Origin of the sequence: Prevotella sp. P3-92 (assembly GCF_002251205.1) — a bacterium.
Lineage (GTDB): Bacteria > Bacteroidota > Bacteroidia > Bacteroidales > Bacteroidaceae > Prevotella.
Genome location: NZ_NPJE01000039.1, coordinates 1 through 26,299 on the forward strand (window position 1 = coordinate 1; position 26,299 = coordinate 26,299).

The following is a 26,299-nucleotide window of genomic DNA, read 5'->3' on the forward strand; positions in this document are numbered from 1 at the left end:
CAACTTCATTGTCAATACTCTTGGAGCTTTGGCAGCATATTGCTTCTTTCCTAAGAAACCTACAATTGCCGTTCAAAGGACTATTGATAGACAATTGACCTTATTCTAATTCGTCGAACTCACGTTATAATAGGGATTGTCGCTACATTTTATTGCATGAATAATATTGGGGGCAAGAATTATTCCAGCCTTTTTTGAGATAAAAGCGACCTGCGGACCGCTTGGCAAATGATCACAAACCTCTGTCATATCCATTTCAGGTGGAATCTTCTTCAACCATTCTTGCAATTGTTGTATGTTCTCTAAGAATGCAAGGCGCTTGCCGTTATCCAGTGCATCAAGTATGAGAAGCTGAACGATAAGTTCTCTACCGACATCTTCACCGAGAACATGCTGCGTGGCAAGTTGGGCATCAACGCCATCGAATCGACCAAGTCGCTCTATGACCTCGTGGTGCTCGACAGCATGGGTACGGAGAAGAACTTTGCAGAATCGCTGGAGCACGAAGATGACGTAGTGGTCTATACTAAGTTGCCTCGTGGCTTCTATATCAACACGCCAATGGGGAAGTACAATCCCGACTGGGCAGTAGCCTTCAAGGAAGGCAGTGTCAAGCACGTCTATTTCGTGGCAGAGTCCAAAGGCAATGACCTCCAGGGCTCTCAGCTCCGTGGCTCGGAGGAAAGCAAGATAGAATGTGCCCGTCGCCACTTCAAGGCCATCAGCGACAATGGCTACATCTACGACGTTGCCAAGGACTATAGGTCGCTATATGATATTGTGACAAAGTAGTTTGCTTATTTTCGGACAAATAATCTCGGGCGGAAACATGCAAAATAATGCAGTTCCCGCCCGAGATGTTTATACACGTTAATCAGTAAACATTAATTCTCCTTGTAGGTTAATACAACGTATATCTATATCCACCCCAGTCAAAGTTCTCCTAATAACTTCATCGGATGTAGACTTAGGTATTGCCAATGCTAAGAATTGCGTAGCTCTAGAACAAGCCACATAAATCATTCTCTGCCCCTCACTCATTACCCTAATTGGATCCTGCGGAAAATCATTCAATGAAATGTTCTGCCCCCTACTGTCTGATGACAGGAACAGCAGTACTGCATCCAAAGTTGCACCCTTCACAGCATGTATTGTGTCTATACTCTTATGGTAATCGCTGCCTTTATCCTTTGACTGATGGAATCGTTCAACTGGCACATCTGCCATTTCCCTCATCCGATAGCCCGTCTTTCGCTGATAAGGGACAAAAGACGGATTATTATCCAGAGCCCAATACTCTTTTAGCAATGCGCATATCTGCTCAGTCCATTCTTTAAAGCTCAATGAGAACGAAGGTATCTGTTTCAAAAAGCCAAATATCCTTGCATTCCATTCTATATCATGTTCAATCTCATAGATAAACTTTCGCCTTTCTTCCGGATTGTCTCCAACTATTAGTCCTGAAAGCACCATACGTACTTTACGGAAAGCACAATCCATATCTTCTGCCTCAAAAGCGAATACCGCGTCTATTAGCATATAAGGCTCTTCAGACTTCCAGTATCTAAAGTCAACATCCTTCACCCCTGCCAATTTCTTGCATTTATTCACTCCTCGGGCCAGAATAATCCTGTTGGATAACCCATTTGCCTCACAAACTTGATAGAAATCCTGAATTATATCCCTCACATTGCCATCATCGTACTTGTAAACGATTATTGGAATACCTTTATCCTCAACACCATGTGAAGTAATTGCGGGGACATCACTAGATTTCAGCTTGCTATACAGGTCGATAATCCTTTGGTTCGACCTCCTGCATTCCGACATGGGCAGTACATTCCAGCCTTCTTCTGCCATCAAAGCCTGTAGTAACTCCGGCTTGGCACTATTGAAGCCATAGATTGACTGGCAAATATCACCCACGAACTCCAGGTTTCTCAGACCTGCCGCTTTCAGTAGTTTGAAGAACTCAAAATGCAATTCTGAATTGTCTTGCGCCTCATCAACAATAATGTATGGAAATCTTGTAACAAGTGCTTTTGCGATATTCTGATGATGTTCCAAAATATTGCAAGCCATCCACAAAGCATCACTACTGGTGATAAACCCTTTTCCCAACCTATACGTAAAGACAGCTTCACAGTAGGCAGCCTCTCTGTCATTTGTCACTTCGTTGTGATTCCAAAAGAATCCGTTCTTACTACGAGAAACTTTTGCAGGCGTCTTTCTGTTTTTCTATGTTTGTATTATACTGTTTTCTTGTTGTGTCATCATCATCTTAGGCAGGAATCCTCCTCAGTTTCAGCACGAAGAGGAAACTCTTTACCAAATGCCTCCACCTCTTCAGCTACGACTTTCTTCAATTCTTCCTGTGGAACAATCAACTGATAGTCTGCCACACCTATGGGTTTGCCCATCTCTTCCAATGCCAATTCGACTTCTACACGATCTTTTTCAGCACATAATATGATGCCAATAGAACGATTCTCGTCTGTCCTACGTTCCAAACGGTCAAGTAATGACAAGTAATAATTCATTTTACCAGCATATTCTGGCCTGAATTCCCCAATCTTCAAATCAATGGCAACAAGGCAATGCAGTCCACGATGGAAGAAAAGCATGTCAACTTTGCTTCGCTTTCCGTTGTATTCAAGTACGTGTTGGTTACCAATATAAGTGAATCCTTTCCCAAGTTCCAAAAGGAATTGCTTTACCTTCTCAACCAGTCTGGTTTCAAGTTCTGTTTCTAAAATGGGGTCTTTTACACCAAGGAACCCCAAATTGTAACCGCTTCTGAATACCTCATTGGCAAACATCGCCTGTGTAGCAGGTAATGTCTGTTCGAAGTTGTTATCAGATGATTCTTTCTTTTTCTTGTGCATCTGCAAAGAGATGGCACTGAATAGAAGTTCGCGATTCCAACCTTTAGACGTAATCTCCTGTGCGTAATACAATATGGTATTATCGTCGTCTCCGAACTTGCGCATCAAAGTTAAAGTATGTCCCCATGGTAAAACTGCGACAGCCTGTCGCAGTTTTGGCTCACTATCACAGAATCGTTCATAAAATTTCTTCATGTCCCACAGGTTTCTTGGAGAAACACCCATCTGTGGATAGCGTTGCTTCAAATCAAAAGACAAGCGATTTACCACGCCACTACCATGTTTACTTTCAAGCTTCTTATCGTGAAGCAATTTTCCTATTTCCCAATGAGCAGTACCTATGGCAGAACACACCGTTGTTGCCACCATTGATCTAGTCTTGTCAATAACTGCGACAGCCTGTCGCAGAATTGCATCATACTCTGATTCTTGAATTTGTACAATATCTGTCATAGCTTTAATCTTTACCTGTTATGAGCTCTCGCTTGTCAATATCAAGCAGTGTTGCTATCTTGTCTAATGTGTATAGGTCAGGTTGTGATACGTTGGTGCACCATTTGCTGACTGTAGCGGGATTTTTACCAAGTTTCTCTGCAAGCCATTTCGCCGTCCGTTTCTTTTCGACGAGTACAACTTTGATGCGATTCAAATCTTTCATTTACAAATATCTTTAATTTGAACGCAAAGATACACAAAATAATCGACAGCAAAAGAACTTTTACACAAAAATGACATTTATGAATGTGTTATTTGAGATTATTATGAGTTTTTGTGCCTAGTAGGCAATAAAAGAGCGGATATAGCCAGAGTTATTCCTTGCATGAATAACTTCTGCATAAAATATGCACACCATCTCTATTTTTTGTTCTTAAAATAGTTAAATTGTGTAACAAAAGTCATTCATACACAGTTTTTTCTTTTGTGCTTTTAAGTAGCCCCCCTTTTTTAGGGAAAGATTGATTCATAAAATAATAAATCCCGGCAAGAGATAGCATGCAGCTATTCTCTTGCCGGGATTTTTAGTAATATAGCTTAGCCCCTTGAATTTTCCATTTTCCAAGAGAGACATATTAAGCCCTTATTCCTCCCCATTCAGGCATTCGCCCGTCTCATAACTCTTCGTCATATCTTTTAAAATACCAATCATCTCCTGCCTCAGACTCTCGGGTTCCTGTACGATGATATTTCTGCCATGCCACAACAGTTCCTGAAGGAAATCACGGCTGGGACGAAGGGTGAGGGTATATTCCCGATACATTCCATCTTTCGACTCCTTTACTTTCTGCTGACTCTCGTGCAGCGGAACCTCCTCGATGTAGTTGTATTCCGGATAGAAGGCACGGATACGGATTTTCTCCACGGGCACATTTTCCATCCGATAGATGCCAAAGCAATCTTCATAATAATTCTCTGGAGTCAGGAACTTCTTCATCTTTGCCGGCAACGGATGCTTCTCGCAAATAAGCTTCAGAAAACTGATGCGGTCGAAAGGAAGACAGCGAACGAGTTTTCTCACATCTACCTCTGCACTTGAATTGGCTTTCCCTTCGGACGCCGAACGTTGTTTCTTAACCCCCACAACGTACCACCGTCGTTTGAAGTATCTCACGAAAGCCGGTTGTAGCACGATATCACTCTCTGCTCCGAAACCCGAAACATATTTAAACTTCAGCAGATATTGCTTATCTATCGCAGAAAGAATATCATCCAGATATTCCGTGTTGTATGGCGGCGTATCGAGCATCACCTTATTGTGATACTTCAGCATATCACCTAACGAAGCCAGCCGTAGGGAACTCAGCATCCATTCCGTTACATCATCGTCATCCACGGGATCACGCTTCAGATAATACCGATAGCCGTCGCTCTTGTTACATTCCACAGTAATGCCAAACTGCGACTGGATATTTTCACGATAACGATGAAAGGTACGCTTGTCCAGCACATTGTTATCCTGATTAGCATGGGCTTCCTTCCATTCATCAGCAATCTCCTCAAAGGTAAGATGCGCACTATCCAAGAGGCCTATCAGCCAACTATAGAATTTCACACGATTGTCCATAGCACGTTCTTTGCTTATTACTCCAAAAATCTTTGTATTACCTTGTACCAATAGTCCCAGGAATAGCCTACGGAAGGATGATTCACCGCCATCACTTTCACCTGCTTGCCATTACTCAGAAGATAAGCACCTGTAGCAACAGGATAACCATCCACTACGATGTCGTCACCATCGTGCCAGCGCACATTAGGAAGATTGTTCCAAAGCCTCTTGCCCCATACGATGATGTACTCAGGCTGATACTTTTCGATGACCTCAAAGAATTCCTTGCCTGCCTGTTGATATTGTTCGGCAGTACCAGCCTCGCGAGGACCACCCATCGCCACTTGCAGATAGTTGAAGAATACCACCGAGTTCCAAATTTTCAGCCTCATCGCTTGATTGGTCTCCTCTCCCACTAACGAACGCTCAAACTTCAAGAAAGTCCGCATCCAGTTCTGTCGTTCCTTATTCTCATTGAGATAATCATCAAGCACGTGCTGCGTAAAGTCCATACACTCCCGATGCAGACGGCAGTCGCCACAATCCACACATTCCTCTTCACAATAATGACTCTCGCCCAATATCATGATTCGCTTGCCAAAGATGCCTCCGTTGGCATAATCCTTGCCAACGAAAGGCTGAAAGAAAATGTTACTATTCATAAGCTATTTGTCAGTTTTATTCCTCTCATCGATGCTTTTCCATATCTTTCGATAAAAAGTCTTTTTCAAGCCAAACAATCCGCCAAGTGGAAAAGCTATATTATAACTTGATGGATAAGTGTGCATACTGTCACACTTTGGGCATTTTACAGGAGCGGTATATACTGTACACCGCCACTCACAGTCCCATCCCATGAATTTGTTTCCACAATTATCACAGGTAAACTTTGTCATTCCTCTAAACATAAGCAATCCTTTTTTAGAACAATGAAACAATCCAATCATAAACCCAAGTGCTCAAACTGATGGCCCATGAGATAATCAGATAAATCAACCAGCAAAGCACAGCGATAACCACAGCCGTCCAGAATGCCTTCTCGTTCACCTTATTGATAATCTCCTTGTCATCCTCGATATAGCCAGTAATCAGCTTCAAGTTTTCAACATACGAGCGCTTGAACACATCCAATATATCGCCAATATAGAAAGGTATGGCTCCTATCAGCACATCCTTCAGGATATTATAGATGACAGCCAATGTCAGCGGAATCGACTTAACCACGCAAAGACTGTAATAGATAAATGGGAACGCAAACACGCTCGACAATACATCACCGATACCGGCAGGAAGGAAGAAACCAAGGATAGGATCCAAAAACCACTTGTCCATATACTTCGCCGTACCTACCATCAGACGATATGATGGCATATTCATCATCTTCTCACGCTTTGCTGCTTTTTTATCAGCCCTCGCCTGTTCTTTGGCAAGAGCCGCCTTTCGCTTTTGGTCTTCCTTAGCGAAATCCATGCCCAAATCAGCCTGAGCTTGCTGTCTTCTTGAACTTTCCATACGCCTTATAATTCTATTTGTTTCTTACCATTTATAAATTCCGTGAACTCCTGTTCCGAAAGAGAAAAACCGCTCAAGTCGCTCATCAACTCCATAGCTTGCTGACGTTTCTCCTCACTACCAGCCAGATTGATACGCTTGAACACCTCACGAAGATAAGCACTCTTGTTGTCTATCTTAGCCATTTCACGCTTAAAATCATCTGCTTGTTTCTTCAACTCCTTATCATAAGCTACAGAAGCCAGCTTTCCGTTGAGTTGCTGCGCTTTGAGCTTAGCGAAACTATCAAACAGAGCGATACCTTTCTGTAAGGATTGTTCCATAGCACCAGTTAACTGCGCCAAGTCTTCCTCGCTATACTCTGCAGGTTTGTTCTGTTGTGCGGTCTTACCCTCTATCTTCTTAGGGTCTTTCGTGTATGCTTCAACTCCGTCAAGCAGATTCTTAGCCATATCCTTGTCGGCATGGAGATTGTCTGCCAACATTCCTGTAAACAGAGAAAGGTTCTGTTCCACATCAGCAGGAAGCTTGGCGGCCTCCCTATAATCGGGTATTTCGACCGTGTGCACCAACTTCTCATCTATCTTGCTCTCCATGATTTCACGTCCGAGTTTCAACATGGCAACCATATCACGAAGATGTTTCAGCATCTTCAACTTCAATTCATCAGAGCAAACTATCTTGCTTCTGATCTCCTTAGAAACCTTATCCAGTTCACTGGAGAGTTTGGCATACTCATTTTTGATGCGGGTTTGTTCCTCACGATGCGATTCCAATTCCTCCTTATCCAACTTCAAATCTACCTGATAGCTCTCGTATTCTCTCACAAGAGGGAAGCATACCGCATTCCATTCGGCGAAGTCACGATAGTAGTTCTTGTTGGCCATACCTAAGGTAATCCAGTTGACGAGGAAGAAAGGCTTGGAAGGCTCCTTCGCCTTCGCTTCCATATAGCTTGCCTGCTTCGACTCCAAGGTAGCGGTGATGTCATTAATCAGCGAGGTATAGACATCGATGTTCTGGAGATGATCGTTCATTTCTATGTCCAGCGCCTTCATCTGCTGAAGCAGACTTCTTCGTTGCTCCTCCAATGGACGAATAGTCTCATCCGCATACAAAGCATCAAGAGTCGCCTTCAAGTCAGAAGCCAACAGTTTTTCTCCATAGCGCAAGAACACATTCGCCTTCGGGATTACCACATCATTGAGCGTTTTGCAGATCACCAACAATCGTCCCATATCAGCCTTGATGCGAGTGGCATCATGCTTCACGCTCATCTGGAAAACTGACAAATCTGATTTCAATCGATTAGCGCGTTCACTTGCTCCCATATAGTGTCCGAGCATGGTCAATCCTGCCATCGCCAAGCCCAATGACTTGTTGCCGTTCGACAAAGACTTATAAGCCTGCAAAGAACCCTGCAAAGAAGTGCGGAAACTATCAGAAATCTCACCAATCAGAGCTGCACATTTTTCCGTGAGCTTATTATATTCCAGCTCCACATACTTAAGCATCTCGTCCACATCCAGCCACTCTATTCGCTTGAAGTCGAACAAGTCTGGTGAAACCATCTTGATGGAGTCGCCATAGATATCAATAAGTTTTAGGGCATAATCACGATAAACCGTCCCGATATCACTACGCAAGGAAGTAAAATCTTCGATGTTTCCACGAACGCTATCCTCAGCATAGTGATAAGCCTCCACCATCTTGGTATATTTATCAAACATGGTAGACGCCTTACTTCTTACATCTTTCACGCCATTCGTGCCCATGACAATATCAGCCATCTTCGACGTTCCCTTAGCAAGAACCAAGTTAAGGTTCAATTCAACTTGCTCTTTCAACTGCTCCAAAGCTGATGAAGACAACGCCAGTTCCGTCTCAGCTATCTTCAAAGCCTCCTCCTTGTTGCCCTGTTCCAGACTGTCATTCAACTTGTATTCAGCCACAAGGGTTGTACGTGAATTATTGGAAACAAAAGCAATGGCGATATTGCCATAATCATGGAAATATCTGTAGGCATCAAATACCAGCTTACTCACTTCCGAGGAATCGGAAGCTATACCATACTTCTTCAGTTCAGAAGCTAAATCTGCACGAAGATACGTCTCATTCTCCTTGCAGAGCTCATCAGCAATCGTCTTGATTGCCTGATATACTTTTTGATTATCAGCCATACTATTCATCGTATTTATATTAATTTATTCTTTATCACAACCTACGATTATTCTTTTTCATTGTTACATTACCTTATATAGTTATACATTCGATTTCGGCTGCAAAATAACTATATAGGTGTGTCAAATGGTGACAGAGGTTCCAATATTATTGTTTCTATTTAAAACTTTCTGTGGTACTGACTATTTGCTATTATACTTGTTATTAACAAAAGACAGAATTAATATTGCCTTAGAATATCTTTAACTCATAAAAGCATAGAGATCCATATATTTATGCACCTCTATGCTTACCAGAAAAAGAATAGTAATTCTTAGCTTAAAAAACTAGCCTACTTCTTCTTGCTGTCAGCCAAAGTTTTTAAAATTACCCCTCCAATAGTGGCAACAAAACCTGCAACATTAACAACACTTTTTGCAATTTTCTCGGCTTTTTCTGCTTTCTTACCCATAATAGTTATATTTATTGTTATACAATGTTTGTTCTTTCATTTAGTCCAACTTTATAAATTCGAAATCATTCGGATTGCAGCATGCTTTCTTGTAGTCGAAAGCATAGATGCGCATGTAGGCTTCTTGCACCTCCTTGGCTCCATTATAAAAAGGGGTGGCGGTGTGCTGCATGGTTGTTACTGTCACTACCATATCGGGAGTGAGGACGGTACCGTTAGAGCGTTTGAGGCGCTTAGGCTTTACTTGAAATACCTTGCTCATAAGCATTCAGTTTTAGGTTCATTATATATAACTGTTCCTGCTTTTGCCGAAACAGCGAATCATTTACTTTTAGGGGCAAAGATAAGGAAAATCTGCGAACCAAACAAGTCCATAATGGTCCATAAGTAAAAAAAAGAAAGGTGCGAACCCCTACTTTCTTCACTTCCTTGTAAGTTAGGCTCTGGTAAAACCTGTAGAAAAGAAAATGTGAAAGAGGAATCCACACCTATGACGGCGTAAACTCGCTCAAACAGATTCGCGTTCTTTCTACGTTTCAATTTACCAGATTTCAACTTACAGAACTGAATAGTTTGCTCGTGTCCACAAGATTATCTTGTTTCTCTGCATCGTAGCGACTTCAAGCGAGGACTTTCACCTGCCCTGTCACTAACCAATGGCAAATGTATTAAAAATCTGATGAGCCACCAAATTTTTAACAAGAAATCTTATGGATTCCTCTTATATTTCACATCTCAGGGACTCCACTCCCTCCTTCTTCCTGCATCCATACCTTATTATAGATAGAATGATTGTCAATTCTGTGGCAAAAGTACAATCAGGATGCGTCAAAAACTGACATAGGAGGAGAAAAAATGAAGAGGGAAGATTAAATTGAAGATGAAATACAATATGCATACTGCCCAGAAAGGAATATGACCTAGACATTGATTTTTACATCTGCACTCCGTAAGAGTGACATACACTATTTACAAAGTTATAGTCACTCTTTTGTTGTTATTATCAGTTTTGTTGATAAGAGGGCTATGTCCAGATAGAATACTAAATTCAGTTCACAATAAAAATAAAAAATCATCTGCGAGATTCGTGTGACTGCATCAGTACACGTTTTTTGCCATTTTACAATAGCTCCTCAGGCACACAGTCTGCCATAGCAGCGTAAGCAGTTTCGCTTGGATGCAGATGGTCTCCAGAATCGAAGCCAGGAGCGAAAGATGCAGGATTACTGCGGTCGCGGACAGCTAAATCGAAATCTACACAACCGTCAAAGAGGTCGGAAGTGCGAAGCCAATCATTAAATCGAGTCCTCATCTCATCACGCTTCTCATTGTAAGTGCGCCATCCGAAGATAGGAAGTAGCGTTCCACTCCATACTTTCAGTCCCAGTTTGCGAGCATATTTCACATAGATGTCCTCCATGCCACATTCCAATTCTTCGCAAGTAGGCATATCGCTCCAAGGTCGGAATGGATTAACCTCCACACCGACAGGGTGTATGATGTCATTGATACCGTGCTGAATGATTACTGCACTGGCACCTGCTACATTCATCTCAATAGGAAAACGCGTCTCACCTTTCAGTCCGTAAGCCTGATATGTGATGCAGTCATACTGTCGGAGGATTCTTGTTCCGCTTACAGCACGACGTATGATAGCCACATTATGGAAACCATTTTCCCATGCACGGATAGCAAGCCAGTCGGGCCAGCTCTGTGCCGTGATGGAATCACCGAAGCAAACGAGAGCATGATTTTTCTCTTCCGTCAGCACATCTATCGTATTGAGGAAATAAAACCAGTTGGTATTACGCGTCAAGTCGATAGGAAGTTCCTTCTCTGAGGCGAAATCTCCATAGGAATACTTCCCCTTGGAGAGCGGTCCGGTAATTAGAGTGCCTGCATTCATCTGTGTGAAGCCTGCGAAATACATGCTCACATCGACCGTCTCTCCAGCCTCGATGTCGAAAGCTATTTCATCGCTCTCCACCTCTTTTCCTGGTTTTATTACCACCGAAGCATTTCCTTCGAATGTTATAGGTACAGCACCGTAGTTCTCATTTTGCTTTGCTACGTATGCTTTAGTCATTGCAACGTCTTCCGTACCCGTAAGATTTGAGAAACGGAAGCGCATCTTAGATCCTGAGAAAACAACTCTTACGGGGTATCTCAGGGTGATATCTTTGGCGTAAACACACTCTTTTCTGTCTGTGATGGACGTGGCATTACCCCAGCATGCCACCCATTTGGTATATTTATCTTTTTGTTGAGTCATAAATGTTTATGTAAAATCAGGATGCAAAACTACTCATTTTTTCTAAGACAGCAAAGTTTATATTACGCAAAATGCCTGTTAAAGGTCTGTAATCATGTCTAAACAAACAAGAAATTGATTTAGGGCAACTTTCAACTAAGTGATCAAGCTCCAGTTCTATACAAGCCGTGAAGACGCAGGAGGGTAAAATCACCAACAATCAAGTGAAATGCACAGAGATTGTGTGGAGCAAATACTCAGATGCAAACTTCACCCCCGACTTCAACATGCAGTAGGTGCATTGTTGAGCCATCTGGCGTCAGGCCAGTTTGGGGATTCCTCGTCGCCAAACTAATCGTTTGTCGTCGAGTTTTCGATAGTTTCTCGTTGCTTTCTCGTCCCAGTCTCGTTGCTCTTTCGTTCGTTTTTTGCTTGTTCCTCGTTCGGTCCTCGTTCGGTCTTCGATAGACTAACGAATAAGCAACGAGAGACGAACGAGAGACGAACGAGGAACTAACGAGAAGTGATCGAGAACCGAACGAGAAACTATCGAGAACATGTCGGGTGTCAATCAAAAAGCCGTGGTTCTTCTGTTGCGACCAGTTTGGATTGTTGAGTGTAATGTCTGTAAACATAATTGTGTTATTTTTAGTTGTGCGATATTTGGTTTGGTGCTAAGGTGCCTTCTTGTTTTGAAAATCATCCTCAGGTAGGGCTGCAAAGATACAACATCACAAAACCTAGATGTCCATCTTTGTCACTCTTTGTCACTCTTTTAGTTAATTTTTAATTTAGTTTAACTAAAATATAGATATATTCACATAAATTACACACCTTAAGAATAACTCCATGATTTTAAGAAGAGATAAAAAGTCTTATAAATGAAGTCGAGTATTCCAAGGATAATAGGATGTGATATGATAGAAAATTAAATGTATTATGTAAATAAAACGTCCGATGTAAAATAGGAGTATAACCCCATACTTGTAGAGAGTGACGTTATCTCGGCCGGCGATTGGCGTTCTCTCGGCCGGCGATTGGCGTTCTCTCGGCCGGCGATTGACGTTCTCTACAAAGGAGATCGACATTATTGTCTTTGCTTTCATTTGATGCCAATAATCTGTCCTTGTCATTTTACACCAGCAGATGGTCAGGAGATGGTTTGAAAATTAGTGGGGATGGATGTGTGTCATATCAGAAATTTTTTATACCTTTGCACTCGATTACAGTTTTAGAATGTTTTAGGATAACTTTTCGCTAAGTAAATTTATGGTTAGACAATGCTTCATCCTCTTTGGATGTATGGCTTTGGGTGAGTTGATAACTACGCTCACTGGAGTGAAACTACCTTCCAGCATCATCGGTATGCTGTTGCTCACGCTGCTGTTGAAGGTAAAAGTGATTAAACTGGAATGGGTAAGAGGGCTTACCGACTTTCTCATTGCCAATCTGGGATTCTTCTTTGTGCCACCTGGCGTCGCGCTGATGTTACACTTCGATCTGATTAGGGCTGAGCTTGTGCCCATCATCGGAGCAACACTGGTAAGCACAGCTTTGGTACTACTCGTTACGGGACACACACATCAGATGGTGGCCAAGGGCGAGAAGAAGATAACTAACGTGATCAAGGACAAAATGGAGGAAAGGAGCAAACATGATTGAACAGATAGTAACCAACCAGTATTTTCTTCTGGCGCTGACTTTCGGCATCTACCAAGGTGCAAAAATGCTGCAACACTGCACGCAATCCATCCTGCTCAACCCGATACTCATAACGATCGGTTTAGTAATTGTGTTTCTCAAAGTCTGCGACATTCCTTATGACACCTATCACGAAAGCGCCAAGATGATAGACTTCTGGCTCAAACCCGCAGTGGTGGCACTTGGTGTGCCGCTGTATCTGCAACTCTCGCAGATCAAAAAGCAGATTGTGCCAATACTGGCCTCGCAGATGATGGGATGTGTAGTCGGTATTATCAGTGTAGTAGTGACCGCACGAATGCTTGGTGCCTCACGTGAAGTAGTGGCATCGCTCGCCAGTAAGTCGGTGACCACGCCGATAGCGATGGAGGTGACTCAGGCGTTGGGCGGAATACCATCGCTCACGGCAGCCATCGTCGTGATAACCGGTCTGATAGGCGGTGTGGTGGGATTTAAACTCATGGCGGTAGGACATATATACAATCCTATGGCTAAGGGACTGTCTATGGGTGCGGCATCGCATGCTGTGGGCACCTCGGTAGCTATGGAACGCGACGAGTTTGTGGGGGCTTATGCCAGCCTTGGCCTCACGCTCAATGGCATACTGACCGCCATACTGACACCCACCATCGTTGAATTGATGAGCTGATACTGTCTTGCGAGATTCATGGCTTGGTTTGTGCATGACACCAATCTGTCATTAGGGGGAATTATGCTTTTTTAGAAAGAAAAAAGATAGTATTACGAAAAGATTGAGTATATTTGCATGAGAAATGAGGTGGGGGAAACTCCCCATTTGGATTAAAACTTTAAAAGTTACTATGCGATTAGGAATCATTGGAGCAGGGTGGATAGCTCAAAAGATGGCAGAGGCACTTGCCAACAAACCACATGGATGTGAGTGTTATGCTGTGGCTTCACGCTCACTGGAAAAGGCTGAAGCTTTTGCCAAACAGTTCTATATAAATAAGGTGTATGGATCTTACGAAGAACTGGTCAGCGATCCTGCGGTGGATATCGTTTATATCGCCACCCCTCACTCTCATCATTATCCTCATGCCCGTTTGGCTCTTGAACACGGAAAACCCTGTTTGGTGGAGAAAGCCTTTACTGCCAATGCCCGCGAGGCAGAACAGCTGTTGGCTTTGGCTCATGAGAAGGGACTCTTCATTACTGAGGCGATATGGACCCGTTATATGCCATTGTCGCATCGGGTGAAGGAGATTATGGATTCTGGCGTGATAGGTGAACCGCGTGTTCTGACAGCCACCTTATGTTATATGATGGAACAGAAAGAGCGTATCGTGCGCCCTGAACTGTGTGGCGGTGCGTTGCTCGACCTCGGAGTCTATTGCTTGAATTTTGCACGTATGTATTTCGGTACAGATATTTGTCGCATGGTAAGCAATGTGCATAAGAGTGACACAGGAGTTGACATGCACGAGAGTATCTCGCTCTCATACCGTGATGGTCGTATGGCCAATCTCCAGTCGGGAGCTCTGTGTCTGAACGACCGCCAAGGCATTATCAGTGGCACGGAGGGTTACATTCGTGTGGATAATATCAACTGTCCTGAACTGATAGAGGTTTATCGCAACTATCAACTGGTCGCCTCTTACCATAAACCAGCAGACATGGTTAATGGCTATGAGTATCAAGTCATCGAATGTCAACGCTGTTTGGAGGCAGGACTCCTTGAATCGCCTATGATGCCTCACGCAGAAACACTTGCCATTATGCGACAGATGGACGCGCTGAGGAAAGAGTGGGGCGTGCATTACCCGATGGACTGATGGATGATGTGTATGGCAGATAGACAATGCCTGACGCTGCGATAGAACTGACCGAATGATAAATGGGGTATAACCCCTATGAAAAAGTATATAAAGTTGTTAAACGATAAAAAGTTGCCGAAAAGTTTGGCAGTTTCATTTTTATTTATCAATTTTGCACCGACATTTGCAAGTTGCCCAACTCGCTTGGGCTTCTGAGCCAATAGAGTTTGGCTCCGCATTTGTCTCTATATTTATGGGAAAGCGTCTTCATGCGCTTTGTTTCTGATAGCTTGAAATCTGGACAATTTCAATCACAGTCGGAACTTAGCAACGGTAGATGCTCATGTAGTGTTTATACATGATTCTATGCGCGAAAAGCGGACTATGCCAATGGTCTGCCATTATGTGTTATAGAAGATTATATAAACTCCACTGCGTGGGTTCTGCGTTGCCTGTTCAACTGTGATGGGTAGTCCAGAACCTCAAGCTATGGAACAGGCAAGTGTCAGGTTCCACGCTCTTTCATTTATAGGTTCACCTTATCCATATTATAACAACCAGCCGACTCCGAGAACCTATAGGCAACAGCGAATCAAGAAACAAAAAAATGGAAAAGAAAGAAAAGAAATTCTATCAATCTCCTACTATGACAGTTTATGAAATCAGCAGGACGCAGATTTTGGCGGGAAGTACTAATGGAGAAACAGAAAAACTTGGTGAAGAAGATTATACATGGGATTAACAAAAATAATGAAAATGAAGAAATATATTCAATCTATGATGGCTTTTGCAGCCATCGTGTCCTTTGCGTCATGTTCGTCGGAGGACAACAACACTACAATTGAAAATGAGAGTGCGGTAAAGGTAATGACCTTTACTGCAACGCAAGAAGGTAATGAGGCAAGCACTAGGGCTATACTAAGCGGTACCAATATTCACTGGGAATCAAAAGACAAAATAAGTCTTCTTTATAGTAGCGAAAATAAACAGTTTACGCTAACTGATGGTGCTGGAAGTACATCGGGCAAGTTTTCAGGTGAGGCACTTGAGTCGGGTCCTTATACAGCCGTTTATCCATATCAGTCAACTGCATCTCTTTCGGGCAATGATGTTACAAACGTAACCCTTCCTGCCACTCAAACCGCTACCGCCAACAGTTTCGACAAGGTAGCTGCATTAATGATGGCAAAGAGCGACAACACAACTTTGGAATTCAAAAATGCCGTTGGTTATGTGAAGGTGATTCCAAAGTTTGCTTGCAGCAAGATTGTGTTGAAGGCAGCTGGAGCATCTGAATATCTTGCAGGAAAGTGTACACTTTTATACGATACTAATAGCAATAAACCGTCGATAGCATTTACCTCAGAACAATCAACATCCATTACACTATCGGGAACCATTACTGCGAACACGGCTTATTACATAGCTGTTCCTGCCGTAACACTCTCCGCAGGTTGGAGCATTTCGTTCACTGACACCACCGGTGATGTTTACACTCGTACTGGCAGTAAAGAAATTGAGTTTAAGAGAAATACTATCATTAATCTCGGTGAGTTTTCAAGAACTGACAATAACTTGAAATTGACGTTAACACAGAATGGTAACGTGTCAGCGGACAAACAGGTTGATATGGGAGTGTTTACGATTGATAAAAAAAATATAGATTAATATTCGCCAAATCCAACCTAACAACCACAGGTCTTGCCGCAAATGAATCTGACTACGGCGATTACTTTGCTTGGGGAGCTAAGGAGCCTTGGTATTTATCAATTTCAGGAGACACTTTTACTTGGAAACCTGACCATAGTAGCGGATATGCAAGTGGAACAGCCCCAGCCTTCTCCCCCGAATATACGTCTGAAAAAGATTTTGAAATGTCAGATGACCCTGCTCGCAAGATTCTCGGTAGTGACTGGCAGATACCGACCAAAGCGATATGGGAGGCTTTGAATACATCAAGTTATAAGTGGACTTGGACAACCAAAAAGAATAAAAATGGTATGGAGGTAAAAAACAACTCCACAATTAACTCAATCTTCTTGCCTGCAGCTGGCTACGTCCGTGCGAAAAATTTCAGTGAACGCGGCTCTGGCGCCCGCTACTGGTCAGGAACAGCCTACTCGAGCTTAAACGCATATCGCCTGTCCTTCTCTGACAGTAAACTCAATGTGAAACACGACCTCGCTCGCCAATACGGTTGTTCGGTGCGCCCGGTGCGCTTGGTTGCAGTGGATTGAAACTTCAGCAATTAAGGGTCATGGAAGGGTCATGGGGACAGGTACATTGGTTCACTCTTAAGGGTCGATGAACCTGTCCCCGATGATTCCCGAAATTACATCCAATCCTCCGAACCGCCCAATATGGTTTGTAGATGACCCACTTTGGTTTGTAAACGCCTCATTTTGCACGTCCCAACACCCAACAACTGTTAAAAATCACCTCCAATTCCGTACATTTCTTCCAAAAGCCTTGCACAATCCAAATAAACGCCTTACCTTTGCAGCAACAGTTCCTGCCACGCCTCTTCCTTGAATGCGTACCACGGCAGGACTTCGTGTTTTTATAGAGTATATGTAACATCAAACAATGGCAGTATGCAGTACACCAAACAGGCTATTGACTTTTCAGACCAACTTAGTCTGTTAAAACAACGAGGGCTGATAATTGATGATGAAGACAAGGCTTTACGCTGTCTTCGCTCTATAAGTTATTTTAGATTGACAAATTATCTTGTTCCAATGGAGTCAGACTCTGACACACACGCCTTCAGACCAAACAGTCATCTGCATACGGCAATCGCTTTATACAACTTTGACCGAAAGTTGCGCTCGTTGGTTTTTACTTCAATTCAAGATATAGAGGTGGCTCTTCGTACTCGGATTATTCATTATTTCTCATTAGTTCATGGACCTTTCTGGTTTATGAGAAATGATCTCTTCATTAACGATAGTATTCATCAGACGTGCATCAACAACATTGCCTCCGAGGTGAACCGTTCCAAGGAAGAGTTTATTTCGGAGTATCGACGTAACTATACATCACCTGAGTTCCCTCCTGCTTGGAAGACCTTGGAGGTCGTATCGTTCGGAACATTATCGAAGCTCTTCTGCAACTTCAAGAATGTAAAGGTGAAGAAGCAAGTGGCAAGAGATTTCAATTTGCCCCAATACACGTATTTGGAGAGCTGGATAAAATGCGCTGTTGTGCTACGAAATGCATGCGCACATCATGCAAGAATATGGAACAAACGTTTTCCGACTATGCCTACTATGCCACAGAGATTGCCTGAGTCATGGGTGTCAACAAATAGTTTTCGTCCAAACAAGCTGTATCATCAGTTGTGTTATCTCGCATATATGGAGCAAAGCATCGTGCCCAATTCCGATTTTACAGAAGCATTGGTTAAACTGGTAAAAGATAACCCCGAGATACAAACTCGTTCGATGGGCTTCCCATTAGGCAACTGGCAGGACGAACCACTGTGGAGCACTCGATGCTAAAGACGGATGAACAAATAAAATTTCAATCAATTAGGGTCAGGGGACAGGTTTGAAGTGAACCCACAAAGTTGGACGGGTTAATCACTGTGAACCTGTCCCGATGATTCTGTGAACACCCTTCAAACCAAGCAAAAAAGTTGTTAAACGATAAAAAGTTGCCGAAAAGTTTGGCAGTTTCATTTTTATTTATCAATTTTGCACCGACATTTGCAAGTTGCCCAACTCGCTTGGGCTTCTGAGCCAATAGAGTTTGGCTCCGCATTTGTTTCTATTTATGGGAAAGCGTCTTCATGCGCTTTGTTTCTGACTTCTCGAAATCTGGAAAATTTCAATCACAGTCGGAACTTAGCAACGGTAGATGCTCATGTAGTGTTTATACATGATTCTATGCGCGAAAAGCGGACTATTTAAATGGTCTGCCATTATGTGTTATAGAAGATTATATAAACTCCACTGCGTGGGTTCTGCGTTGCCTGTTCAACTGTGATGGGTATTCCAGAACCTCGAGAAGTGGAACAGGCAAGTGTCAGGTTCCACGCTCTTTCATTTATAGGTTAACCTTATCCATATTATAACAACCAGCCGACTCCGAGAACCTATAGGCAACCGAGAATCAAAAAACAAAAAAATGGAAAAAAAAGAAAAGAAAATCTATCAATCTCCTACTATGACGGTTTATGAAATCAGCAGGACACAGATTTTGGCGGGAAGTGCTGATGGAGGAACAGAAACACTTGGTGAAGAAGATTATACATGGGATTAACAAAAATAATGAAAATGAAGAAATATATTCAATCTATGATGGCTTTTGCAGCCATCGTGTCCTTTGCGTCATGTTCGTCGGAGGACAACAACACTACAATTGAAAATGAGAGTGCGACAAAGGTAATGACCTTTACTGCAACGCAAGAAGGTAATGAGGCAAGCACTAGGGCTATACTAAGCGGTACCAATATTCACTGGGAATCAGAAGACAAAATAAGCATCTTCGATGGGACGAATAATAATCAGTTTACGCTAACTGGCGGTGATGGAAGTACATCGGGCAAGTTTTCAGGTGAGGCAGAACAATCAAATTCTTATACAGCCGTTTATCCGTATCAAGAAAATGCCTCTCTTTCGGGCGATGATGTTACAAACGTAACCCTTCCTGCCACTCAAAACGCTACCGCCAACAGTTTCGACAAGGAAGCAGCCTTGATGATTACAGAGAGCGGCGATGGAAAAACGTTGAATTTTAAGAATGTCGTAGGCTATGTGAAGGTGAAACCAAATTTTGATTGCAAAAGAATAGATTTAAAAGCTTTTGACAACTCTGCGGTATTGGCAGGAACTGGCACAGTCTCTTATAACGGCGGAGAACCAAAACTCGATCTTTCCAATGCGAAAACAAAGGATTATGCCATCACACTTCAAGGAGAAATCAAGGCAGGCAATTACTACTATATTGCAGTACCCCCAGTTACACTTAAGGCTGGTTGGTCTATAAAATTCACAGCGTCTGATGGTACAGTATATTCCCGCAAGGGAACAAAAGATATCACTTTCACTCGCAACAAGGTGACCAACCTTGGTGAGTTTGATATCAATGAAACAAATTGGTATGAGCCAAGAGGAAAAATAGATGAAAATAGGGAGGTTGATTTGGGATTTACAATAAAGATTGGCACAAAGAATTATAAAGTTATTTTTGCCAATGCCAACCTCTCAACAGGCACAGGTACAGGTCTTGCCTATTATGAATACGACTACGGCGATTATTTTGCTTGGGGAGCAACTAAGCCTTGGTATGTTTCTTATCACATTAATGCTCCTGGTGGAACACCGATAGTAGGAGAAGGCCCTAATTGGGACAAATCAGGTGGATACATTAAAGCCAATGCCCCATATTACAATGGCTCTTATACCAAATACACGGCTGGAAAAACCCTTGAAGCAGCTGACGATGCCGCAAACAAGATTCTCGGTGGTGACTGGCAGATACCAACTACAGAGATTTGGCAGGCATTGTACGATGCCAATACAAAAATGGTGAATTGGGAGTTTTATGGAAATAAGGTTTCGGAAACAATAGTCCAAGGAATGAAGATAAGCAAGAAAGACGATTCTAATACTTATATCTTCTTGCCTGCGGGTGGCCAAGCTGGCCAAGGCGAGAATATGGGGACTTCGTTTTACAATGTCGGCTCGAAAGGCAACTACTGGTCAGGCACAGCAGCCGACCCGAACACTGGCGCGTATTGCCTGAACTTAAATTTTATTTTTAAAAGTGTCGATTCGAAGGGCAACTTCGGTCGCTACTACGGTTACTTGGTGCGTCCAGTGCGCTTGGTTGCAGTGGATTGAAACTTCAGCAATAGCGCATGGCGATGGGATTTATATATCCCTCCGCCTCCTAAACCCCGAAGGGGTGACATAGCCCAGCACAGGGCGTGAGCCCTGTGTATATGAATCACCCCATTCCCCCTCCCTCCTCGCGCCGTCGTCGCGCGAGGAGGGTAGGATGGGAAACCAAGCAAAAAAGTTGTTAAACAATAAAAAGTTGCCGAAAAGTTTGGCAGTTTCATCACTAATTTTGCACCGACATTTGCAAGTTGCCCAACTCGCTTGGGCTTCTGAGCCAATAGAGTTTGGCTCCGCATTTGTTTCTATTTATGGGAAAGCGTCTTCATGCGCTTTGTTTCTGACTTCTCGAAATCAGGTAAACCAGAACCTCGAGAAGTGGAACAGGCAAGTGTCAGGTTCCACGCTTTTTCATTAATAGGTTCACCTTATATTAATTAATCATTAACCAGCCGAATCCGAGAACCTATAGGCTACAGCGAATCAAGAAACACAAAAATGGAAAAAAAAGAAAAGAAAATCTATCAATCTCCTATTATGACGGTTTATGAAATCAGCAGGACACAGATTTTGGCGGGAAGTACTAATGGAGAAACAGAATCACTTGGTGAAGAAGAGTATACATGGTAAAAAGAATGAAAATGAAGAAATATATTCAATCTATGATGGCTTTTGCAGCCATCGTGTCCTTTGCATCATGTTCGTCGGAGGACAACAACACTACAATTGAAAATGAGAGTGCGGTAAAGGTAATGACCTTTACTGCAACGCAAGAAGGTAATGAGGCAAGCACTAGGGCTATACTAAGCGGTACCAATATTCACTGGGAATCAGAAGACGAAATAAGCATCTTCGATGGGACGAATAATAATCAGTTTACGCTAACTGACGGTGCTGGAAGGACATTTGGTAAGTTTTCAGGTAAGGCAGGACAATCAAATTCTTATACAGCCGTTTATCCATATCAGCCAAATGCTTCTCTTTCGGGCAATGATGTTACAAACGTTACTCTTCCTGCCATTCAATATGCCAGAGACAACAGTTTCGACAAGGAAGCAGCCTTGATGATTGCAGAGGGCGGCGATGGAAACACGTTGAATTTTAAGAATGTCGTAGGTTATGTGAAGGTGAAACCAAGGTTTGCTTGCAGCAAGATTGTGTTGCAGGCAGCTCGAGCATCTGAATATCTTGCAGGAATGTGTACTCTTTTATACGATACTAATAGCAATAAACCGTCGATAGCATTTACCCCAGAACAATCAACTTCCATTGTTACACTATCGGGAAACATTACTGCGAACACGGCTTATTACATAGCTGTTCCTGCCGTAACACTCTCCGCAGGTTGGAGCATTTCGTTCACTGACAACACCGGTGATGTTTACACTCGTACTGGCAGTAAAGAAATTGAGTTTAAGAGAAATACTATCATTAATCTCGGTGAGTTTTCAAGAACAGATAATAAGTTGAAATTGACGTTATCAAAAAATGGTGAAGTGCCAGCGGACAAACAGGTTGATATGGGAGTGTTTACAATTGGTGATAAGAATTATCGATTAATATTCGCCACATCCAACCTAACAAAAGGTGGTCTTGCCGAAAATGAATATGATTTTGGTGATTATTTTGCTTGGGGAGCTACTGAGCCTTGGTGTACGCAATATTCTCGTACTGGCACAGGATATAACGTTCAAGTTTCACTAACGACTTGGGGGAACACCAAAAATGCCACAGTTTACGATTGGACAACTGTTCCATTTAGAGATGATAATAACTGGTCTTGCAACCAATACATTAATAATGGCGAAAAACTTGCTATGGAGCACGATGCCGCTCGTCAGATACTTGAAGGTGACTGGCAGATACCAACAAAAGAGATTTGGGATAAATTGTTTGAGTCTTCAAAGTACGAATGGACTAAGACTAAAAAAGCAGAATACAATGGCTACCAAGTGAAAAGCAAAAAAAGTGAAACAGGAACTATCTTCTTGCCTGTAGCTGGCGAAGTCAATAATTCTTGGCTCAGCGGTGCCGGTACTTCCGGCTTCTACTGGTCAGGCACAGCCAACTCGAACAAGGCCGCATATTCCCTGTACTTATATTTATATTACAAGGAGGGCAATAAGGATATCTCCCCAAAATATCGCTACTACGGTTATTCGGTGCGCCCGGTGCGCTTGGTTGTGGAATCTTTGGCGGATCCTGTTGCTACTACAGAGAGATATGATTATGAAAACGATTTTAGTTGGGAATAATTATTATATTAGAACAATGAAGAAATATATTCTACCTTTTATGTCCATTGCCATGCTGATGGCAATGGCAAGTTGCTCATCGTCAGACGATGAAGTGGCAGAAATCAAAGAAGAAAGCAAGTTAGTTCCAATGACTTTCACTGCCACACAGGAATCAAATGTTGGTACTCGTACGGCTCTTGATGCTGGCACTGGTGTCGATTGGGAGACAGGTGATAAGATTAGTGTATTTGATGGTCAAGGTAACCGGACGTTTACATTAACAGAAGATGTTGAAGACGGAAAATTTTCAGGTACAGCTTCGTCACAAGCAACATCTTTCACTGCTGTTTATCCATACACAGAAGGAGCTAAACTTGAAAAAGATGGTAGTGTAAGTGGTATAACTCTTCCTGCAGAACAAACTCCAACTATTTGGAGTTTCGACCCAAAGGCAGCATTGATGATGGCTGTATCGACGAAAGACAAAAAGTATAATTTGGATTTCAAGAATGCCGTAAGTCTTATAAAGTTACAGATAGAGTTTCCTTGCAAGAAGATAGTGCTGACTGCAAACGAGGATATTGCAGGTACAGGAACTCTAACTTATAATAATGGTGAACCTTCAATCTCTTTTACGTCAAACCAATCGAAGACCATTACTTTGAAACCTGCTACAGGAGAATATTTTAAAAAAGGTGATCAGTATTTTATTGTAGTTCCTCCTATAACCTTGACAAAAGGTTTCAGCATTAGTTTCCATGCCTCTGATGAATATTGTGTTTACACTCGAACAAGCACCAAAAGCAATACGTTTCATCGTAGTAAGTTTAAACACATCGGCAAATTTGAGACAACAGGCATATTTGATACAACAGGTAAAAAATTGGGGGAATGGACATATAATTCGCGTGGCATAGTAGATAAAAGTCAAGAGCTTGATATGGGAGAGTTTGACATTAATGGAAAAAAATATAGATTAATATTCGCCAAATCCAACCTCACAAAAGATGGTCTTGCCACAAATGAATATGATTATGGTGATTACTTTGCTTGGGGAGCTACTGAGCCTTGGTATTCTTCAGCGACACAAACGTGGAAAAATGACAAACCAGGTGGATACATTATAGCCAATGCCCCATATTACGATATTTCAACAAGGAAATATACCAAATACACCACCGCTGGACAAACCCTTGAAGATGCAGACGATGCCGCTCGTCAGATACTTAAAGGTGACTGGCAGATACCAACAAAAGAGATTTGGGAGGCTTTGGACTATGCCAAAAATAATCAGGTCTATTGGGGACCCGAGGGAAATAGGACCTTTACCCAAGTTCAAGGAAAAGGAATCAACGGAATTCAGATAATCAGGAATGACAGATCTGGTAAGTATCTCTTCTTGCCTGCAGCTGGCTACGTCTATAGTACTGATTTCAAGGACGTCGGCTCTATAGGCTACTACTGGTCAGCCACAGCCTACACGAACGATCGCTCGTATAACCTGTATTGCGATGGCAGTCATGTATATCATCATTACAATCACTTTCACTATAATGGTTTACCGGTGCGCCCGGTGCGCTTGGTTGCAGTGGATTGAAACTTCAGCAATTAAGGGTCATGGAAGGGTCATGGGGACAGGTACATTGGTTCACTCTTTAGGGTCGATGAACCTGTCCCCGATGATTCTTTTAACCCCTCTCAATATAACGTGATAGACTCCGCTATCTGAATGCTTTCTTGCTGTACGTGCCATTTCTCAATTGTATATAGATGGTTCAAGTACCTGTCCCCGATGATTCCCGAAATTACATCCAATCCTCCGAACCGCCCAATATGGTTTGTAGATGACCCTCTTTGGTTTGCAGATACCTCATTTTGTATTTCCAACACCCAACAACTGTTAAAAATCACCTCCAATTCCGTACATTTCTTCCAAAAGCCTTGCACAATCCAAATAAATGCTTTACCTTTGCACCACAAGAACCCGCCAAGCCTCTCTACGATGCTTAAATCGGCGGGTCGTTTTATTTTTATACCAATAAGGGTCATGGGGACAGGTACAACCAAGGTGAACGTACGGTTTTCTGATGAAGACGTATGGCTCACGCAGGCACAGCTTGCGGAGATATATGATACTACGCAAGAGAATATATCAATGCACATTAAAAACATATACAAAGACGCTGAATTACAGGAAGATCGAACTTATAAGGATTTCTTATTAGTTCGCCAAGAGGGCAAACGTAGCGTTCAACGCAACATTGCACATTTACAGAACAGGAACTGAAAAGACTGAACCTGTTGGTGTCCCAATTCCTTGACTACGCTGAATTTCAGGCATTCCCTCCGAAGAATCCACCCGTCTGCCCGTCACCTACGCCAAGGCTCTTATATCCGAAGATCTGGGGTTAGAGGGCATGTCGTGATATAGGATAATTATCTATTTCAATAACATTTGAAGGCTGCAAGCGGCATAGTAAATGCCATTTGCAGCCTTCATTGTGTTTGGGGGCACTTTACACTACAAGTCCCTCACTTCATCTATTGTCAAACCCGTTATATCGGATATCATCTCTAATGCCAAACCGTAGGTTTTCATCTTGCGGGCATTTGCAATTTTCTCTTCCTTCTGACCTTCCTCGCGTCCTTCCATACGTCCTTCCATACGTCCTTCCATACGTCCTTCCATGCGTCCTTCCATACGCACTCCCTCAAACACGCTAATGGTGTCGCGGTATTTTTTCAGAGCCTCGTCGTATTGCAGGCGCTCGGCACGGGTCATGGCGCTCACATCGGCTATGCTCTCGAGCTTCTTGAAAACGGCACTCTGAGCCGCCCAGGGTAATCTGTTTAATGTTTCCATATTCTTTAACAAATAAATCCAACGTTCTACTTGATTCTCACATTCTTCGGCTTCCTTCTTGAACAACGGAAGCTGGAGGTATATCATACGCAACTTGTCGGAGAACTGCTCCTTCGTATCCTTCTCGGCAAGAACGACATCCGTGCGGAACTGCTTCTTGAAATCCAAGGGGCTGAAGTTAAGGAACGCCACAAGATAAACAGAGTCTATCTCATAGTTCCATGACGAACCGCGCTCACCTTGTCGGGCTATCGACTCCGACACGTAGTATATGCTCCTGTTCTTGAAGAATGGCTGCGACTTGTTTTGCATCTCTACTATTATCTTCTCGCCCTCGTCGGTCTCGCAATATATGTCGTAAATCAGCGACCTGTCTTCCTCAAACAGTGCTGGTTGCTCCTTGTCGAGGAATGTAAGGTTGACGATGTGCTTCTCTCCCTCAAAAAGGCTATTGAGGAAGTCGAGCAGCAGCGGTTTCGACAGCTCTTGTCCGAAGATTCTCTTGAAACCGACATCGGTGAAAGGATTAATGTATTTTGCCATATCTCACTATTTT

At 42.7% G+C, this 26,299-nt stretch carries 22 protein-coding genes and 2 pseudogenes; 14 read left to right on the forward strand and 10 right to left on the reverse strand.

What is annotated here, in order from left to right; genetic code table 11:
• Positions 1–306: 306 nt before the first annotated feature.
• A pseudogene (locus CIK93_RS05680) lies at positions 307–792 on the forward strand (restriction endonuclease subunit R); the annotation flags it as partial.
• 78 nt (positions 793–870) lie between these two features.
• On the opposite strand, the gene CIK93_RS05685 reads toward CIK93_RS05680, so the two are convergent.
• The 9 genes from CIK93_RS05685 to CIK93_RS05725 form a co-directional block, all read right to left on the reverse strand.
• Entirely contained in the window at positions 871–2,172 is a 1,302-nt protein-coding gene (locus tag CIK93_RS05685; RefSeq protein ID WP_094446821.1) for a UvrD-helicase domain-containing protein, read from the reverse strand.
• Between the two features lie 104 nt (positions 2,173–2,276).
• A complete protein-coding gene (locus CIK93_RS05690) occupies positions 2,277–3,338 on the reverse strand; it encodes a YhcG family protein (protein WP_094446822.1) in 1,062 nt (353 codons plus the stop codon).
• Positions 3,339–3,342: 4 nt separating this feature from the next.
• A complete protein-coding gene (locus tag CIK93_RS05695) occupies positions 3,343–3,543 on the reverse strand; it encodes a helix-turn-helix transcriptional regulator (protein WP_094446823.1) in 201 nt (66 codons plus the stop codon).
• Between the two features lie 420 nt (positions 3,544–3,963).
• Entirely contained in the window at positions 3,964–4,947 is a 984-nt protein-coding gene (locus CIK93_RS05700; RefSeq protein WP_094446824.1) for a WYL domain-containing protein, read from the reverse strand.
• Positions 4,948–4,964: 17 nt separating this feature from the next.
• Positions 4,965–5,591 (reverse strand): hypothetical protein, encoded by a 627-nt coding sequence (locus CIK93_RS05705; RefSeq protein WP_094446825.1) that lies wholly within the window; start codon positions 5,589–5,591, stop codon positions 4,965–4,967.
• 259 nt (positions 5,592–5,850) lie between these two features.
• Complete coding sequence (locus CIK93_RS05710; protein WP_094390616.1) at positions 5,851–6,441, reverse strand: DUF4112 domain-containing protein; 591 nt, start codon at positions 6,439–6,441, stop codon at positions 5,851–5,853.
• 5 nt (positions 6,442–6,446) lie between these two features.
• On the reverse strand, positions 6,447–8,621 hold the full coding sequence (locus CIK93_RS05715; protein WP_094446826.1) for a hypothetical protein: 2,175 nt from the start codon (positions 8,619–8,621) through the stop codon (positions 6,447–6,449).
• A 492-nt stretch (positions 8,622–9,113) separates the two neighbouring features.
• Positions 9,114–9,335: a DUF6140 family protein gene (locus CIK93_RS05720; RefSeq protein WP_094446865.1), complete on the reverse strand. Its 222-nt coding sequence runs from the start codon at positions 9,333–9,335 to the stop codon at positions 9,114–9,116.
• 858 nt (positions 9,336–10,193) lie between these two features.
• Positions 10,194–11,345 (reverse strand): SGNH/GDSL hydrolase family protein, encoded by a 1,152-nt coding sequence (locus CIK93_RS05725; RefSeq protein ID WP_094446827.1) that lies wholly within the window; start codon positions 11,343–11,345, stop codon positions 10,194–10,196.
• A gap of 1,248 nt (positions 11,346–12,593) precedes the next feature.
• Between CIK93_RS05725 and CIK93_RS05730 the strand changes: the two genes are divergently transcribed.
• From CIK93_RS05730 to CIK93_RS05780, 13 genes and pseudogenes are all read left to right on the forward strand, one after another.
• Entirely contained in the window at positions 12,594–12,986 is a 393-nt protein-coding gene (locus CIK93_RS05730; RefSeq protein WP_094390613.1) for a CidA/LrgA family protein, read from the forward strand.
• The gene (locus CIK93_RS05735; protein WP_094446828.1) at positions 12,979–13,674 is read left to right on the forward strand and encodes an LrgB family protein; all 696 of its coding nucleotides are present in this window, start codon (positions 12,979–12,981) and stop codon (positions 13,672–13,674) included. Before CIK93_RS05730 ends, CIK93_RS05735 begins: the two co-directional genes overlap by 8 nt.
• A gap of 172 nt (positions 13,675–13,846) precedes the next feature.
• Positions 13,847–14,818 (forward strand): Gfo/Idh/MocA family protein, encoded by a 972-nt coding sequence (locus tag CIK93_RS05740; protein ID WP_094390611.1) that lies wholly within the window; start codon positions 13,847–13,849, stop codon positions 14,816–14,818.
• A 589-nt stretch (positions 14,819–15,407) separates the two neighbouring features.
• The gene (locus CIK93_RS14005; protein WP_256387576.1) at positions 15,408–15,542 is read left to right on the forward strand and encodes a hypothetical protein; all 135 of its coding nucleotides are present in this window, start codon (positions 15,408–15,410) and stop codon (positions 15,540–15,542) included.
• Between the two features lie 8 nt (positions 15,543–15,550).
• Positions 15,551–16,468: a hypothetical protein gene (locus tag CIK93_RS05745; RefSeq protein WP_158215477.1), complete on the forward strand. Its 918-nt coding sequence runs from the start codon at positions 15,551–15,553 to the stop codon at positions 16,466–16,468.
• A 206-nt stretch (positions 16,469–16,674) separates the two neighbouring features.
• On the forward strand, positions 16,675–17,037 hold the full coding sequence (locus CIK93_RS13880; RefSeq protein WP_254046746.1) for a hypothetical protein: 363 nt from the start codon (positions 16,675–16,677) through the stop codon (positions 17,035–17,037).
• A gap of 357 nt (positions 17,038–17,394) precedes the next feature.
• Complete coding sequence (locus tag CIK93_RS05755) at positions 17,395–18,300, forward strand: Abi family protein (RefSeq protein WP_094446831.1); 906 nt, start codon at positions 17,395–17,397, stop codon at positions 18,298–18,300.
• 628 nt (positions 18,301–18,928) lie between these two features.
• Entirely contained in the window at positions 18,929–19,063 is a 135-nt protein-coding gene (locus CIK93_RS14010; RefSeq protein WP_256387577.1) for a hypothetical protein, read from the forward strand.
• An 8-nt stretch (positions 19,064–19,071) separates the two neighbouring features.
• Entirely contained in the window at positions 19,072–20,646 is a 1,575-nt protein-coding gene (locus CIK93_RS05760) for a hypothetical protein (protein WP_158215478.1), read from the forward strand.
• Between the two features lie 495 nt (positions 20,647–21,141).
• Positions 21,142–21,273: a hypothetical protein gene (locus CIK93_RS14015; protein ID WP_256387359.1), complete on the forward strand. Its 132-nt coding sequence runs from the start codon at positions 21,142–21,144 to the stop codon at positions 21,271–21,273.
• A 5-nt stretch (positions 21,274–21,278) separates the two neighbouring features.
• Positions 21,279–22,898, forward strand: a complete 1,620-nt coding sequence (locus CIK93_RS05765) for a fimbrillin family protein (protein WP_158215479.1) — start codon at positions 21,279–21,281, stop codon at positions 22,896–22,898.
• 16 nt (positions 22,899–22,914) lie between these two features.
• The gene (locus CIK93_RS05770) at positions 22,915–24,477 is read left to right on the forward strand and encodes a hypothetical protein (protein WP_158215480.1); all 1,563 of its coding nucleotides are present in this window, start codon (positions 22,915–22,917) and stop codon (positions 24,475–24,477) included.
• 450 nt (positions 24,478–24,927) lie between these two features.
• A pseudogene (locus CIK93_RS05780) lies at positions 24,928–25,149 on the forward strand (cell filamentation protein Fic); the annotation flags it as partial.
• 252 nt (positions 25,150–25,401) lie between these two features.
• Here the strand turns inward: CIK93_RS05780 and CIK93_RS05785 are convergent.
• Positions 25,402–26,286, reverse strand: a complete 885-nt coding sequence (locus tag CIK93_RS05785; RefSeq protein WP_094446836.1) for an Rpn family recombination-promoting nuclease/putative transposase — start codon at positions 26,284–26,286, stop codon at positions 25,402–25,404.
• Between the last annotated feature and the right edge of the window lie 13 nt (positions 26,287–26,299).